Origin of the sequence: Methylomonas albis (assembly GCF_014850955.1) — a bacterium.
GTDB classification, from domain to species: domain Bacteria; phylum Pseudomonadota; class Gammaproteobacteria; order Methylococcales; family Methylomonadaceae; genus Methylomonas; species Methylomonas albis.
On sequence record NZ_JACXSS010000001.1, the window covers coordinates 3533452 to 3547537 of the forward strand.

The window sequence follows — 14086 nt, forward strand, 5'->3', positions numbered from 1 at the left end:
TGCTTACACCGGTGATTGCGGCCCACGCGGGCCGGCTGGAGGTTGTTGCGCTTGTTGCAGGTGGGCAATCACTTGATCGCGAGGCCCGTAGACGGCTACTTGACCGCCCGCCAACACCAGTAATTTATCGACATTGGCCAACACATTTTGGCGATGGGTAATCAGTACGACCGTCACTTTTTTCTGTTTCAATCGCTGTAAGGCATTGGCCAAGGCCAGCTCGCCTTGCTCATCCAGGTTGGAATTGGGTTCGTCCAACACCACCAACACTGGATTGCCATATAAGGCTCTGGCCAAACCGATGCGCTGCCGTTGGCCGCCGGACAGTGCGCCGCCACCGGCAGCAATTTTGGTGTCGTAACCTTCCGGTAACTGTAAGATCAACTCGTGAACGTCTGCCATCTTCGCCGCGGCCACCACTTGTTCCGCATCGATAGCACCAAAGCGAGCGATGTTTTCGCTGATGCTGCCTTCGAACAATTCAATATCTTGCGGCAGGTAGCCGATATAAGGCCCCAGTTCTTCACGATTCCAGGCCGACACTTCGGCACCATCCAGGCGAACTTTGCCGCTGGCGGTCGGCCAAATGCCTAACAAGGCTCTGGCAAAAGTGGATTTACCGGCACCGCTGGCACCAATTACGCCTAGCAAATCGCCTTGCTCGATGGTGAGATTGACAGATTTTAAGGCTGCGACCTTGGCACCTGGCGGGACAACATGGGCTTCTTCGAACCGAACGACACCGGTCGGCGCCGGTAAGCTCATTTTCTCGGCATCTGCCGGAATTTGCAGGAGGACGTCGTGTAGGCGCTGATACTGACCACGGGCATTCACAAAACCTTTCCAGGTACCGATCATCAAATCGATGGGCGCCAAGGCCCGTCCCAAGAGGATGGAGCCGGCTATCATCAAGCCCGGCGTGATTTCGCGCTCGATAACTAAATAAGCCCCAAGGCCCAGAATCAGAGATTGCGAAGTCAGACGCACCACTTTCGAGGCAGCGCCGATCAACCCGGCGCGGGCGCTGGCAACCGATTGCAAGAGCAAGACTTGCTGCGTGGTGAGCAGCCAGCGTTGCCGTACTCTAGGCATCATCCCCATGGCTTCGATGACTTCGGCATTGCGCAGATTACTGCCCACTTGGCCACGTCCAAGCATGGCCACTTTATTGGCCTCTTCCAGGGTCTTGGCCGTAGCTTTTTCATTAGCTATCGCAATCAGCACCAGGATGATGGAGGTCACCACTGAGAACCAGCCGTACCAAGCATGAAACACGAACATCAAAGCAATATAAATCGGCATCCACGGCGCATCGAAAAAGGCGAACAAGCCGTTGCCGGTGAGAAACTGGCGAAGAGCAGTTAAGTCGTCTAGGGCTTGGGTGGTGGCGCGTTGCCCGCCGGAATACAAAGATTGTTTGTAAGCCACCGCAAACACGCGCTGGTTGAGCAAAGTTTCCAGCCGGGTGCTGACTCTAACCAGAATTTGCGAGCGGACCCATTCCAAGACACTCATGGTCAGAAATAGCACGAACACAATCAGAGTCAGCATCAATAACGTGGATTTGTTCCCGGTCGGCACTACCCGATCATAGACTTGTAGCATGTAAATGGACGGCACTAGCATCAGCAGGTTGATCACCATGCTAAAGCCGGCAGCGGAGAAAAAAGCGCCTTTACATTCTTTGAGCGCCTGCTCCAGATCGGATTTGGCGTTGGGTTTCAATCCTTGTCGAAATGGCATCGTCTGATTATTGTTGTTTTACAGCGGCAATTGCTTTAGAGAAATCGTCATTGTCCAAGGCATGGAGGCTATAGGAGCCACGTTCATGGGACAACAACACAAAAACCGGGGTAAAGTCACCCCGATTGATCATCAAAACAAAATGACGTTAGCCGATGTTGACGATGCGGGCGTTTCTGCCTACTAGCAATAGACCCGACATCATTAGCAAAAATGCCGGCGGAACCGGAACAACGGCAGTTTCTGTGTATTGCACTGAAAACGCCAGGTCGCTAGCTGAGGCGGGTGCCCAAGTAATACCGTCGGAAGCCAAGGCCCATTGTTGATTGTCGCCGCCGGATCCGTTCAGCCAATACCAACCGGATTGAGTGGTTTCGTTGGTTATAGACAGGAAGTAATTGCCGGCGGTCAAAGATACGGGGCTGGGTAGGTTGAAATCGTAACGGTAAACCGGCGCTCCACTAATGTCGGTTAGCAAGGTCGTGCTGGCATTGACACTGGTACTGCTATAACTGTAGATACTCGCGCCCGGAATACCGCCCGCGTCGCCGTATAAATGGATAATGAAATCATCAGTGTCGCTAGTGTCATAACTGCCCCACCAGGTCAGCGCTTCGAAATCAAAATCACTGGCAACGCTAAAGTTGTCGGCAATGATCGCGCCCGAAGAAGCGTTTGCAAAAATCGCATCGCCGCCGTCGATAGGGGTTTGTGCATCAGTCGTCGAGGCATGCGCGTCTACACTGAGCAACTTAAATAGGCTTACAAACGCTAACGAAGTAAAAAACATTCTCCGCTTTACTTTAGGACAAATTAAATCCAACATTCCAAACTCTCCATTTATACTAATTTTGCCAAAACTCAAGCAAAAATTGCACCTGAAAAAACCATGTTCTATATTAACAAGTTAGAAATATAAATCCTGAATAGTGTAAAATTTTCTGACATCAATCAGGATTTGCGTTTCGCCAAATGCATTAAATGAGTCTTAGTTTAATTAGGCCCTGAGCAAACTCAATTTGCCAGGGTCATGCCGGTGTGTATTGAAAGTTATTCTGACTGGCCGCTTTGATTCCAAGTGCGGACACTAATATGCCCGAGAATGGATTCAAGTAAGCGTCCCCTAATGGCCGATAGGTTGAGTTCGCCAACGACTGGTTTGTAGTTCGCCAGTGTTCAGAGCCTGGCTTTGGCCGACTGACCGCTTTGGAGACTCTCGATAGGCGGGTTTGGGTCGTGATACGACCATCCGATCTTCGAATTCATCGCCGGAAAGCCGTCATTGAATTCCGATACCAGAAGGAGGACGATCGTCACAATGTCAAACCGACCCGTTGTGGCCAGAAAAGATTTAATTTGCGAGGGTAGGAAAGGCAAGATAAGCCGCCATTCATAGTGAATATGCTATTAGCTTGCTTAAGCGCACATTTCGAAGTCCAGATTCCGTCGATTACGCTATCGCTAATTGGAGTTACTCGGGCGGTATTCGATTGAGGTAATGCTTACGATGATACGCCAGATGCTCAAGATCGATTATGTGTCCTTTTCGAACTGTCAATGTTCCATCAATTCCAATTAAGGTGAAATTATCATCAACAGAAAAGGCCCCAAGATCAAACATCACATGATGATTCGGGCACAGGCAGATGATGTTATCAGGTGTATCTGGGCCTTCGTGAGGTTTTCCGAGAGGTCGAATATGCGCTGCTTCCGCGTATGGCCCCGTTGCAGTAGTAATTCGAATGTTACAAACCTGACAAGTATAGTCGTATAGCCTTTTTAAAGCTTTGGCCTGTTTTGTGTCTCGAACGATACGCTGAACTGTCATTGATTTTCGATCAGGCGCAAAATTGCCACCCCCTAAAACGGTAACAGCGGATGCAATCGATTTTGCTGGTGGTAAAGGGCTCTCATCTTCAATCTTAAGCAGTCGATACCGCCAAATTCTGAAGCCAGCTTTTCCGGTTTCATACCAATGACTATCGACCCTATATAGACCGTCATATCGGTAGCCATTTTTAGGCGCAAATGAATTATTTGGGTCAGCGCCTCGTATGACACGGACGGGTAGTCCTTCCATTTCATTAACAACGAGGGCGAGATTTCCCCTCTTCATAGTTTGATCTTTTTCTTGCTTTCCAGAAATACCTCGGCCACCCTGGCCCGTATAAATAATTACATTTCCAAAATCCCGATCGTCTTCGTAACCGCCAGAAACTACAATGGAATCGGCACCTTCTTTTTCAGATCCAGAGATTCGGTAATCCCCCCTGAAAAAAGCAGCGTTTAAAAGTAGAATTTTCTCGTAACAGACGAAGGAAGTTTTACATGAAGACCTCACGATTTAGTGACAGCCAGATTCTGGCGATATTGAAGCAAGCGGAAGCCGGCACGCCCGTACCGGAGATCTGTCGTGAACACGGCGTTAGCTCTGCCACGTTTTACAAATGGCGCTCCAAATATGGCGGCATGGATGCGTCCCTGATGGCTCGCCTAAAAGAGTTGGAAGACGAAAACCGGCGGCTGAAGAAAATGTATGCCGAAGAACGGCTGAAGGCCGAAATCATCAAGGAAGCCCTGGAAAAAAAGGCCTAACGCCATCTTGCCTCCGCGAGATGGCGCAACCCCTGATTCAGGCCAAGCGGGCCAGTCTTCTGTTGGTGTGTGCGGCTTTAGGCATCAGCCCGAGCGGTTATCGCTATCGGTCAAAGCGCTCGACTGAAAACGCCGAAATTGCCGACTGGCTGCTACGCCTGACCGCCACGCACCGTACCTGGGGATTTGGATTATGTTTTTTATATTTGCGCAACGTGAAAGGCTTTCGTTGGAATCACAAACGGGTCTATCGGATTTACCGGGACCTGGCACTCAACCTGCGCATCAAGCCCAAGAAGCGCTTGGTACGGGAAACCCCGCAACCCTTGACGGTCCCGGATCACATCAATGCCGTGTGGACGATGGATTTCATGCATGATCAACTGGCTGACGGGCGGGCTTTCCGTTTGCTCAACGTCATTGATGACTTTAATCGGGAAGGTTTAGGCATTGAAGTGGATTTCTCGTTACCGGCTGTGCGGGTCACCCGCACATTGGATCGCATCATCGAGTGGCGGGGAAAGCCTGACGCCATTCGCTGTGACAATGGACCGGAATATATCAGCGAGACTCTAAAAACCTGGGCCGAGCAACAGGGTATCCAGATTAACTATATCCAACCGGGCAACCCGCAACAGAATGCCTACGTTGAACGTTACAACCGAACGGTGCGTTACGAATGGCTTGCCCAATACCTATTTGAATCGATCGGGCAGGTTCAAGATTTTGCGGAGCACTGGTTATGGATCTACAATCATGAACGGCCCAACATGGCTATTGGCGGCATCACTCCAAAACAAAAGTCGGCACTCGCCGCTTAACCTCTACTTTTAGACTCTGCTCAAAATGGGGGGATTACCATTCCAGCTTGGGTTTGTCTATGAAGTCCAGCGATATTTAGGTCCGCATAGCTTTCATAGCTCGATCCGATTGAAACTCCTGATATGTGTCAAAATATCTGCTGTTTAGCCATAATTGATCCGTTTGGAGCAGTGATTTAGGTCCATTTACGCAGTCCGTGCTCAGAATGGCGAAGGAAGATTTGATGATTTTGGCACAATTTCTCCTTTCTCAATTACAGTGAGTTGGATGGAACTCAAAACTGGAACAACAATTTGGCTATATACAGCCACAGCGACATCCAAACCATTTTTAGCCGCTTCTTGACTACAGCGTTCACCTCTATGAATTATAGAATTCCTCACTTTTTGTAAACTCTTGCACTCTGATAAAAGGGATTCGGATACATCGTTTTTTTTAACGCTAGAAAGCTCTACACCGGATAATTCCCTGAATATCACAGCCAAAAGCTTTTCATATCGATCAAAACCCGTCTGACCAAGCGTGTGCTGCATAATAATTTCTGCAAAGACATCACTATGTACTAAACCTTTAACCACCGGTTGCAAAACTGTAGCTTTAAGTAATAGTTCAATAGATGTGCCAAAAAAAACAAGTGCTGCGGACGGATATTCATCTTCAAGAAGTCGTTTACCTTCTTGAAGAGCGTCCACCGCCGGACGCATGACCATTGAATTATCTAGATAATAAGATCGAAGGCGATCTTGCTTAAATTCACTAATAGCTTGATCGGATATCTCATCCATGAAATCACTCATAGCGGAATCTTCTTCAATGTCATACAGTTTGTCTTCATTTAAAGGCATTGCTATATCCGAAGTTTTACACAAACAGGCACGATACCGGTGCCCACCTCCAGCGTTAATTCTAGTTGGCTTTGGTAAAGCCAACCTCCTAAACATCCTCTGCAAGTTGTCCAGAATCGCCTTTTTACGCTCGATGATCCCTTCCCGGAATAGCGGGACATCTCGAAATTCCGCGAAATTCGGTGGTCAAGTTGTAATCATTGGTCTTGCTGTGCTGAAGGACGGGGTTGCATACAATTGCCGCGAACCCAATGCAAATCTAACTGTCCGGAATTGGCTGGCTCGAGCCGAAGACGACTCAAGGTTGCTTGCCAAAAAGCCGCCATTCGTTGCAGATAGGGATCAAAAATTTCGCCGACATCATCACCGGCCGGTTTTGGCCGATTCTGTTGAAAAGTCGGTTTTATTAAAATTTTAACCAATTTTGCCGTTCGTCATAATGATAACTGTTTGTTTTCAAAAATAGCTTGCATTTTAATTCCACATAAATGCCGACATGTCGGCACGGGTGATGTCGATTTTGGAAACTTTTTCACCCACGGTAGAAGTGTATTCCATCGACGAAGCCTTTCTGGATTTCACCGATCTTTACCCCTGCATCCAAGACCCGATGGCTTACGGCAAGCAGATCAAACAAACCGTTCAGAGTTATGTCGGTATTCCGGTCTGCGTCGGCATGGGACCGACAAAGACGTTAGCTAAACTCGCCAACTTTGCGGCAAAAAAGTGGAAGCAAACCGGCGGCGTACTGAATCTGTCCGATCCCATCCGGCGCGAAAAGCTGATGAAGATCGTGCCAGTCGATGAAATCTGGGGCATCGGCCGCCAGCTATCCAATCAACTTAATCAACTGGGGATTCACACGGTTTGGGATTTAGCCCGGCAATCGCCGCAAAAAATGCAGCAACGTTTCAGCGTCGTCATAGCCCGAACCGTTATGGAACTCAATGGCATCGGCTGTCATCACTTGGAAACCATACCACCGGACAAGCAGCAAATCGTTTGTTCGCGTAGTTTCAGCCGAAAGCTGACTACGCTGCTGGAACTCAGTCCGGCAATGGCGGAATTCGCCTGTCGCGCTACTGAAAAACTCCGGCAACAACACTCGCTGACCGGTTGTGTGACGGTATTCATTCGTACGAATCCGTTTGCCGAATACGAACCGCAATACCAACGCGCAGCCAGTCAAAAGCTCCAAAATCCCAGCCAGGACAGCCGCGTCATCACCGGCATCGTGCAACAGTTGCTGAAAGCGATTTGCCGCCCCGGCTACAGCTATCAAAAATGCGGCGTGCAACTGAGCCACATCCAACCGCATACTACGCCGGAGCAATTCGAGTTATTCGCCAACGCAGAATCCCAAGAAAGCCCCGAATTGATGCAGACCCTGGACCAAATCAATCGCCGATTTCCGAAAGGGATTGCTATTGCCAGCACACGGATCGACCAAAGCTGGAAACCCAAGACAGAACGTCTGTCCCAGCGCTATACCACCGACTGGCGGGAGTTGGTTGCGGTTTACTGTCGATAAATCGAAAAGTGCGCGGCTGATTGTTCGGTAAATAGCGGACGGCTCATCATGGTTCCTGTTTAAGCGATTAGTTCCGCCAACAAAAAAGCCCCTTACGGGGCTTGGTATTAGCGGGGCGAGAAACCTTGCCGGGACAAAGCGGATCGAACATGCGCAATGGCATCCCGCATGCGATAGGCTTCGTCATCGTCAACGGCATTGATCCGAATTTCCTGCCAGCCAATGCGTTTAACGAATTGGGCTAAGGCCAAGGCTTCTTGTTCGGTGAGCTCAAGCTCGAGAGTCAATGTGTTCATAGAGTCTTCTTCCATACAATGACGCTAATATTCGCTAGGCAATAACATCACGCGATGATCGCCATCTTCGATCAGATAAAACCGCCATTCGCCGTTTTGCAGGTCGGTAAAGTTAATATCGAGCCTTAACAGCGGCTCTTCATTGCCGTCCGTCACGATGATGTCAGCGCTATGGTCGAGGTTTACTATCACCGAAACCACATCGAAAGCCTGATTTGTGCGATCCAATAGCGGGCAAATTTCCAGCGCTGTTTTATCGAGCAGCCAATACGCACCTATTTCGCCGCCGTTTTTGGCGAAATACCGGATGCCATCGGTATACAACATTCGTTTGTTCAAAGAATGCCGATACCACAGTTCGGTACCGGTGAATTGACTTAATGCCGTTCGTAGTTCCGTTGAATCAAGACGCGGTGGATTGGTCGTTTCCGGGTTGATTTGTTGCATGGTATTCTCCAAGTAATTCGAGGCACCGGAAAACACAAATCCCCGTAACCGGAGAACTGCGTTCCCCGGCTGGGTTGATTAAGTTAGGCTTTCAGCGCTTTCATGGCTTCCGCCAAGGTCCAAAGCGCCCTGTTCAAACGGACGTCGCCATCGATGCCGTTGATCTGGCGAGTTCTGGAGACTCGGCCCTGGCGGTTAACGCGCGGAAGCCCGCCTTTGATCAAATTTTCCTGAACTACATTGAAGGTCGTCCATAGATCGTTTCGGTCATCGCCCGATCGCCTGCGCCGCAGCACCGTTTGCTCGGCCGGTTGCGCATCCGTTTCGTTAAAACGTAACGGCAATGCCGCTTTGGCAAAGGCCAATTGCTCGGCCTCGCTTAGTTGCAAGGCCGACATGTCGGCTTTGGAGGCCGTAATGAGCTCAAAGTTATCGAGGACTTCATAAGCCCCCTCGATGACGTTGTCCACCACATTGCCGCAGTGGCGGACTCTGATGTCGTTGTATTGATCGCCGCAGACCATGCCGTTTTGGCACACGAACCGGAAACTGCCGGCCAGCATTTGATATGAACTCGAGCCGTCATGCGAATTCAACAAGATAATTTCGTTAACGGCATCCTGCATTTCTATTTGACTGGCGTGGCGCATCCGAATCATGTGTTTGGCAAAACCATGTCGAGTATCGTCTCGCACTCGAGCCTGGACCGCCATAAACGGCTGGAAGCCTTCCTTCTTTAGTGCGTTTAACACCACGCTAGTCGGAATGTGGGTATAACGATCAGAGCGCGAGGCATGCGCATCGTCAGCGTAAATCGATGGCACCACGTCGCGTAATTGCGCATCGGTCAACGGTAAATGGGAACGGATCATCTGACCCGTCGAAAAACGTGAAGCTAACATGGTAGTTCCCCAGTTAAACCTGGGAGATACCGCCCCACTGGGACGGTATGCCCAGGTGGGTTAAAAAAAATAAGCTGTGACAGGCTTAAAACCGGTTACAACAAGCCGTTTTCGGCAAAGGAATAAACCGATTCACCAATGATGAAGTGGTCGAGCAATTTGACATCGATCAACCCCAACACTTGTTTCAATTTGTCGGTAATCGTCCGATCCGCCTGACTGGGTTCGGATATTCCCGACGGGTGGTTGTGCGCCACGATCATGGCGGCCGCATTGTGCTGTAATACCGCTTTGATCACTTCCCGCGGATAGACACTGGCGCCATCCAGCGTGCCTCTGAACAGTTCGTCGAGGGCTAACACTTGATGTTGGCTGTTTAAAAATACGCAGACAAACACTTCATGCTCGTACTGTGCCAATTGTAATTTCAGATAATCCGCTGCCTTGGCCGGTTCGGTAATGGCGGTGCCTTTGGCAAAATAGCCATTGAATAGCTTGGTGGCCGCATCCAGCACATCGGCTTCGGTGGCTTGACGGTAATCACCATCGGTTTCTTGAATGAATAACATGGGCGTTCTCCTGTTAAATAAAACCGAAGAAACACACCCACTGCAACGCGGGGAATGTGTTTCCCCGGTTGGGTTATGAAAATCGGCTCCATCCGTTTTGACGGGATCAAGCCACTCAGTTGAAAAGATCCGTCATTCGCGACGGCCAGATTTGACGACTAATCTTTTGGCCAAGGCTCAACCGCTTTGACGGTGTACCACTCGTTGCCGGTTGGCGCATCGTGGTGAAAATTTTGCAGGCGAATCGTATGATCATCAGTCACGAACACCTTGAAGGTGCACTCGGTGTTGGGCAGAAGATTATCCAAAAACCGGCCGCCGTCATCGGCAATAAAATCCTTAGTCCCACTGAGGCTGCGCCATCCAAAACATCTCACTTCGGCATGCCAATAGCCTGCAGGGTTAAGGGTACGTAGAATCTCCGAGAGCCGTTCCGTTAACGCCTCCCACGCAAAGCTAAAAAGATCGCCATCTTCACAGGCTAATGCAAATGCTTGATCAGCATTGTCAGCCTCGCCGGTCTCGAGCAACACTTGGGATTGCTGTTGAGCGATTTCGCCAGTATCCCAAACCAAGCAAGGTTCACCTTTCGGTACATGAGGTGTATTCATAAGCTTCTCCGCCACATTACAATGCCGAAGAATGCTTTCCACTGCGTGCCGCCGGGAAAATCGATCCCCGACTGGGTTAAAAAATATTGTCTGCTGCAATTCCCGCAGGAATCGGCGACTGGAAGCGCAGACGCGCAGTCGCTAAAGGTCTCGCTGAAACGCAGTGAGCACGGTTAAAAACGCTATTTCTTCAAGTTTCCGGAAACAATATCGGTTGATCCCAAGCGATCAGCGGATACCGGTTTTTCACAATACCTCTGCCGGAATCGGGGCAGATATTCTGAAAAAACCGGGTGTACACACCCTGCACTGCCGGCCTGTACACCGTTGTTTGTCGTGAAACTCGGTAAACTCCCATGACGGACAGCAGCTTGACGGCCCATCATGCTTTGCTTAGGTCTCAAAAAGACCCACCACTCATCACCAAGAGATCGGTTTCCCGTTGTTTAAACTGACCTCATTGCTGCTTGACCCGGTTTGCGAGTGATCTCAAGTCATATTCAATATGCACGGTCTACCGCACAAAAGGTTCCATCAATCGCCGGCGATGGCAGCCGGTGTCGTCGGTTGGCAACGCTAAAAGTTAGCGTTTTCCCGGAAAGCCCTGCCCTGCTGAGCAATCACAAGACCTTCTGCGAAAACGGCTGACGCCTGGTTATAGGATCAAGCAGGCACAGAACATTGGATGTTCTGTGCCTAGCACTTAATGGACGGCTGCCTGTGCCCTATCGTTAGATCCCGTTGGACTAGGATCGGCAAGCGGCTGGGTTTCGGACTGCACATCGTTGTCCGCTTCAGTTTTGGGCGGCGCAGTGTATACACTGACACCGTCGACTTTGATCCAATGAATGAATAACAATCTGGCTTTCAGGCTAACGCCGGTTTCGCCCTGTTTAACACCGGATTCGTAAGTAAACGTATCCGCATACAGATCGCCCAACTTGAAGCCGATCAGGATTTTTTTCTCTTCCTGACAAGCTTTGTGCATACGTTTGATAAGTTTTTGGGCTTCCGAACCGCTTACCCGGCAATCGAAGCGGGTATATTGCACATCGTCCTCGGCGCCGTGTAAGGCGGAGATATCGCAGGCCCAAAAGTTTTCGCCGCGTTTGACGTTCACTTCCCGGATACGATTGACATAACCGATGCCGTGAATATGCAAGTCGAAGTATTTGGTTTGTGGGGTTGTAGTCATGGTCGTTCTCCCGTTGATAAAATGACAAAAACCGGAAAAACGTCGTGCCTCCCACTGGGAAACCGATTTCCCGGAGGGTTGGCCCATGTTTCCATGGTTGAATCACATCTGCACGACTCCCGCAGGAATCGGCTACCGGTTTTGCAGATGCGCGGTAGCAAAAGGTCTCACTGATAACGCAGTGATCACGCTTAAAAACGAGTGCCCTGCTTCATTCGGTCTAAGCTTTATCAAAATCCGTTGACGAACCGGTCTTTGTCTCACTGATGTCCGACATACTCGGTATACGTGCAGGCCGGAAAACGGCTACAACCGATAAATGTTTGCCCACGTCGCCGCCCTTTACGTATGGTGCGCTCTACCCGCTCGCCTTCACCGCATTCAGGACAGGTTTCACCAGTAGATTTCGCCGTTGACCGCTGTTTTCCGGGTTTACTTTCCTCATCCGGCAAAATCATCTGGCATTCCGGATAATTGGAACATCCCCAAAAATAGCCGTAGCGATTCTTGCGTCGAACTAAACGGATTTTACAACTTGGGCAATCAAACTCAGTCGGCTTACAACTCATGGTTGGGAAACTGTACTAATTTTGGCTGGAATGAACAGCCAAAACTCTGAGCCATCTTTAATCGGTTTTATGCGAAGGGTATTCGGATCAAAAACCAGGCAGCTATTTTGATATGATTGCGTCAGTCGCGAACGGTAACCGCAAACTTTCCTTAGGGTCACCGGGATAAGTATGTATTCAGACTGCTTGCTGGAAAGCGGCCAACGAAATCCCGATTCCTGGAAGCGGTCAGACCTGACTGAGTCCAACCGACCCAAACCGGCCAGTCAAATTTTTCTGTGAATCCTTTCGATCAAGTTCAATTTCTTAGAAAGCGGACGTTCGTTGATCAAACCCGAAGTATGGCTCGCTGTAACACAATACACAGCCAAGCGGCGACAATCCCCAAAAGCCAGCGACCGCCCAGTTCGCAAAACACCATCCAGTCTACAAACCACGGTATAGCGCGGGGGCTACTGCCTGACTCGGCGATGTCTTGAAACGATATTTCCAGTTTGCCTAATAGCTGTGCCGGCAAAGTCGCCATGACGACCAGAACCGCCGTCAGCAAACCCAATCCGATCAATAGAAAGCGTTGTCGCCAATGCTGTACCGGCCATACCAGCAGAATCGATCCTTCAATCACCAGCGGCACAAAGCTATGCAGCAAATGGGCGGATGATTTCAACTCGGTGCCAGGCGGAATGAAATGATTGGCGTTCAAGTAAACAGGCCTAAGCACCCAGGCCGACAACTCAATCGAGTAATCCAATTGAGATTGCACTGATTTCAGCAAGTTTAAGCTGGACGATAGATCGGGAGACATCCAGATCATGACCGCCTTTAGCAACGGGAACAACCCTTTTGCCAGCCACTCCCCAAAATACAAAACCAAGCCGGACAACACCAGCCAGGCTAGCAAGCCTTTCAGAGTCAGAACAAACAGCTCACGCCGGCTCATGGAGTCTATTTGTCGAGCCAAATGCCCACCAGGCAAAATAGAAACACCCAAAAATAACCATCAGTGTCGGTGCCACATAGGTATGAATTAGCTGAAACCAACTGGGTTGGTAAGCGATGACGAAATACAGCACGCAAATGCGCAAGAGATTTAGGCCATAGATCAAGCCGGTGCCCAGTAGCAGACCCAGCACCTTCCGCTTTAATCCGGATGGAAAAACCAAAACGGCGGACACCACCAAAAATAACACCCCGGCACCGTCGCAGCCGCGCACGATCTCCAGGTTGGCTTTGGCGGAAAGCAGATGATTTTGCTTGGCAAAAACATGTTCCAGCGGAGCCAGCCAGTTAAGCACATCCGCGCAGACCGTGACTACACCATGGTAATAGATGACATTTGAAAACAGGTCGACCGGAATCTTAAAGTAAGCGTAGTCAAAAAGCACGTAGCAGCCTACGAATAGCGTGAAAGTAAGCCATTCACGACTTTTGCCGGTAAAATTCGTGTTGTTACTCACTTACAAAGAAATCCTTGCATCCTGGGCGCGCGTTATCGCTTTAATCCTATTTTTATAGTTTTTCACCAACCTGTTAAGGGTTACTCAACCAAACTTAATTGAATCTGTAATTTCTGCTGGGTCATCAACAGCAGCTAATACCTCATATATCGATTCATTGAGCTGCGGCGACTTGTCGGATAAAGCAAAAAGCAATGCGGAAGCAGCCCTTGCTTTAGAAAAAATATTAATTGCTTTGCTATCACCCGCTTCATCTATTTGAAAGTATAAATCGTCAAGATTAGAAACCAATAAACTGAGCCTATTTATTAAAGCCTCATCAGGCAATCTATCTTCACGAATACACTGCAAGGCATTTCCAATTTCATCAACTTCTAAATTTGTACGCGAAACTGCAATGGCGCATGCATTTGCTACAGCCTCGCGTTGCATTGATAAAGATGCTTGCTTAAAAGCCAAAGAAAATTGAGGAAATGCGGCATCAAGCCGGGAAGCTGCTGTCAT

General features: G+C 49.4%; 16 protein-coding genes. 2 read left to right on the plus strand and 14 right to left on the minus strand.

Features of this window, described 5'->3' with window-relative positions; all coding sequences use genetic code 11:
• Positions 1 to 3: 3 nt before the first annotated feature.
• The 3 genes from EBA_RS16165 to EBA_RS24740 all read right to left on the minus strand — a co-directional run bounded on the left by EBA_RS16165 (position 4) and on the right by EBA_RS24740 (position 4084).
• A complete protein-coding gene (locus tag EBA_RS16165) occupies positions 4 to 1743 on the minus strand; it encodes a type I secretion system permease/ATPase (RefSeq protein WP_192375668.1) in 1740 nt (579 codons plus the stop codon).
• 148 nt (positions 1744 to 1891) lie between these two features.
• The gene (locus tag EBA_RS16170) at positions 1892 to 2569 is read right to left on the minus strand and encodes a hypothetical protein (RefSeq protein WP_192375669.1); all 678 of its coding nucleotides are present in this window, start codon (positions 2567 to 2569) and stop codon (positions 1892 to 1894) included.
• Between the two features lie 645 nt (positions 2570 to 3214).
• Positions 3215 to 4084, minus strand: a complete 870-nt coding sequence (locus EBA_RS24740) for a YDG/SRA domain-containing protein (RefSeq protein ID WP_223146699.1) — start codon at positions 4082 to 4084, stop codon at positions 3215 to 3217.
• On the opposite strand from EBA_RS24740, the gene EBA_RS16185 reads away from it, so the two are divergent.
• A protein-coding gene (locus EBA_RS16185) for an IS3 family transposase (protein WP_192375670.1) occupies positions 4072 to 5159 on the plus strand; the annotation gives its coding sequence in 2 pieces (ribosomal slippage) (positions 4072 to 4333 and positions 4333 to 5159; 1089 coding nt in all). The genes EBA_RS24740 and EBA_RS16185 overlap by 13 nt on opposite strands.
• Before the next feature lie 201 nt (positions 5160 to 5360).
• Here the strand turns inward: EBA_RS16185 and EBA_RS16190 are convergent.
• On the minus strand, positions 5361 to 6005 hold the full coding sequence (locus EBA_RS16190) for a hypothetical protein (protein ID WP_192375671.1): 645 nt from the start codon (positions 6003 to 6005) through the stop codon (positions 5361 to 5363).
• A gap of 496 nt (positions 6006 to 6501) precedes the next feature.
• On the opposite strand from EBA_RS16190, the gene EBA_RS16195 reads away from it, so the two are divergent.
• Complete coding sequence (locus EBA_RS16195) at positions 6502 to 7536, plus strand: Y-family DNA polymerase (protein ID WP_324615360.1); 1035 nt, start codon at positions 6502 to 6504, stop codon at positions 7534 to 7536.
• A 107-nt stretch (positions 7537 to 7643) separates the two neighbouring features.
• On the opposite strand, the gene EBA_RS16200 is transcribed toward EBA_RS16195, so the two are convergent.
• From EBA_RS16200 to EBA_RS16245, 10 genes are all read right to left on the minus strand, one after another.
• On the minus strand, positions 7644 to 7832 hold the full coding sequence (locus EBA_RS16200; protein ID WP_192375672.1) for a DUF7706 family protein: 189 nt from the start codon (positions 7830 to 7832) through the stop codon (positions 7644 to 7646).
• A 24-nt stretch (positions 7833 to 7856) separates the two neighbouring features.
• The gene (locus tag EBA_RS16205; protein WP_192375673.1) at positions 7857 to 8279 is read right to left on the minus strand and encodes a DUF6876 family protein; all 423 of its coding nucleotides are present in this window, start codon (positions 8277 to 8279) and stop codon (positions 7857 to 7859) included.
• Positions 8280 to 8362: 83 nt separating this feature from the next.
• Positions 8363 to 9181, minus strand: coding sequence for a DUF932 domain-containing protein (locus EBA_RS16210; protein WP_192375674.1), 819 nt, complete (start codon positions 9179 to 9181; stop codon positions 8363 to 8365).
• A 95-nt stretch (positions 9182 to 9276) separates the two neighbouring features.
• On the minus strand, positions 9277 to 9750 hold the full coding sequence (locus EBA_RS16215; protein WP_192375675.1) for a JAB domain-containing protein: 474 nt from the start codon (positions 9748 to 9750) through the stop codon (positions 9277 to 9279).
• 158 nt (positions 9751 to 9908) lie between these two features.
• A complete protein-coding gene (locus EBA_RS16220) occupies positions 9909 to 10361 on the minus strand; it encodes a hypothetical protein (protein ID WP_192375676.1) in 453 nt (150 codons plus the stop codon).
• Positions 10362 to 11064: 703 nt separating this feature from the next.
• Positions 11065 to 11556, minus strand: a complete 492-nt coding sequence (locus tag EBA_RS16225) for an STY4534 family ICE replication protein (RefSeq protein ID WP_192375677.1) — start codon at positions 11554 to 11556, stop codon at positions 11065 to 11067.
• Between the two features lie 260 nt (positions 11557 to 11816).
• Complete coding sequence (locus EBA_RS24945) at positions 11817 to 12125, minus strand: DNA topoisomerase family protein (RefSeq protein ID WP_192375678.1); 309 nt, start codon at positions 12123 to 12125, stop codon at positions 11817 to 11819.
• Between the two features lie 328 nt (positions 12126 to 12453).
• Positions 12454 to 13065 (minus strand): hypothetical protein, encoded by a 612-nt coding sequence (locus EBA_RS16235; protein WP_192375679.1) that lies wholly within the window; start codon positions 13063 to 13065, stop codon positions 12454 to 12456.
• Complete coding sequence (gene xrtM / locus EBA_RS16240; RefSeq protein WP_192375680.1) at positions 13052 to 13582, minus strand: exosortase family protein XrtM; 531 nt, start codon at positions 13580 to 13582, stop codon at positions 13052 to 13054. Before xrtM ends, EBA_RS16235 begins: the two co-directional genes overlap by 14 nt.
• Positions 13583 to 13666: 84 nt before the next feature.
• Positions 13667 to 14086, minus strand: coding sequence for a hypothetical protein (locus tag EBA_RS16245; protein ID WP_192375681.1), 420 nt, complete (start codon positions 14084 to 14086; stop codon positions 13667 to 13669).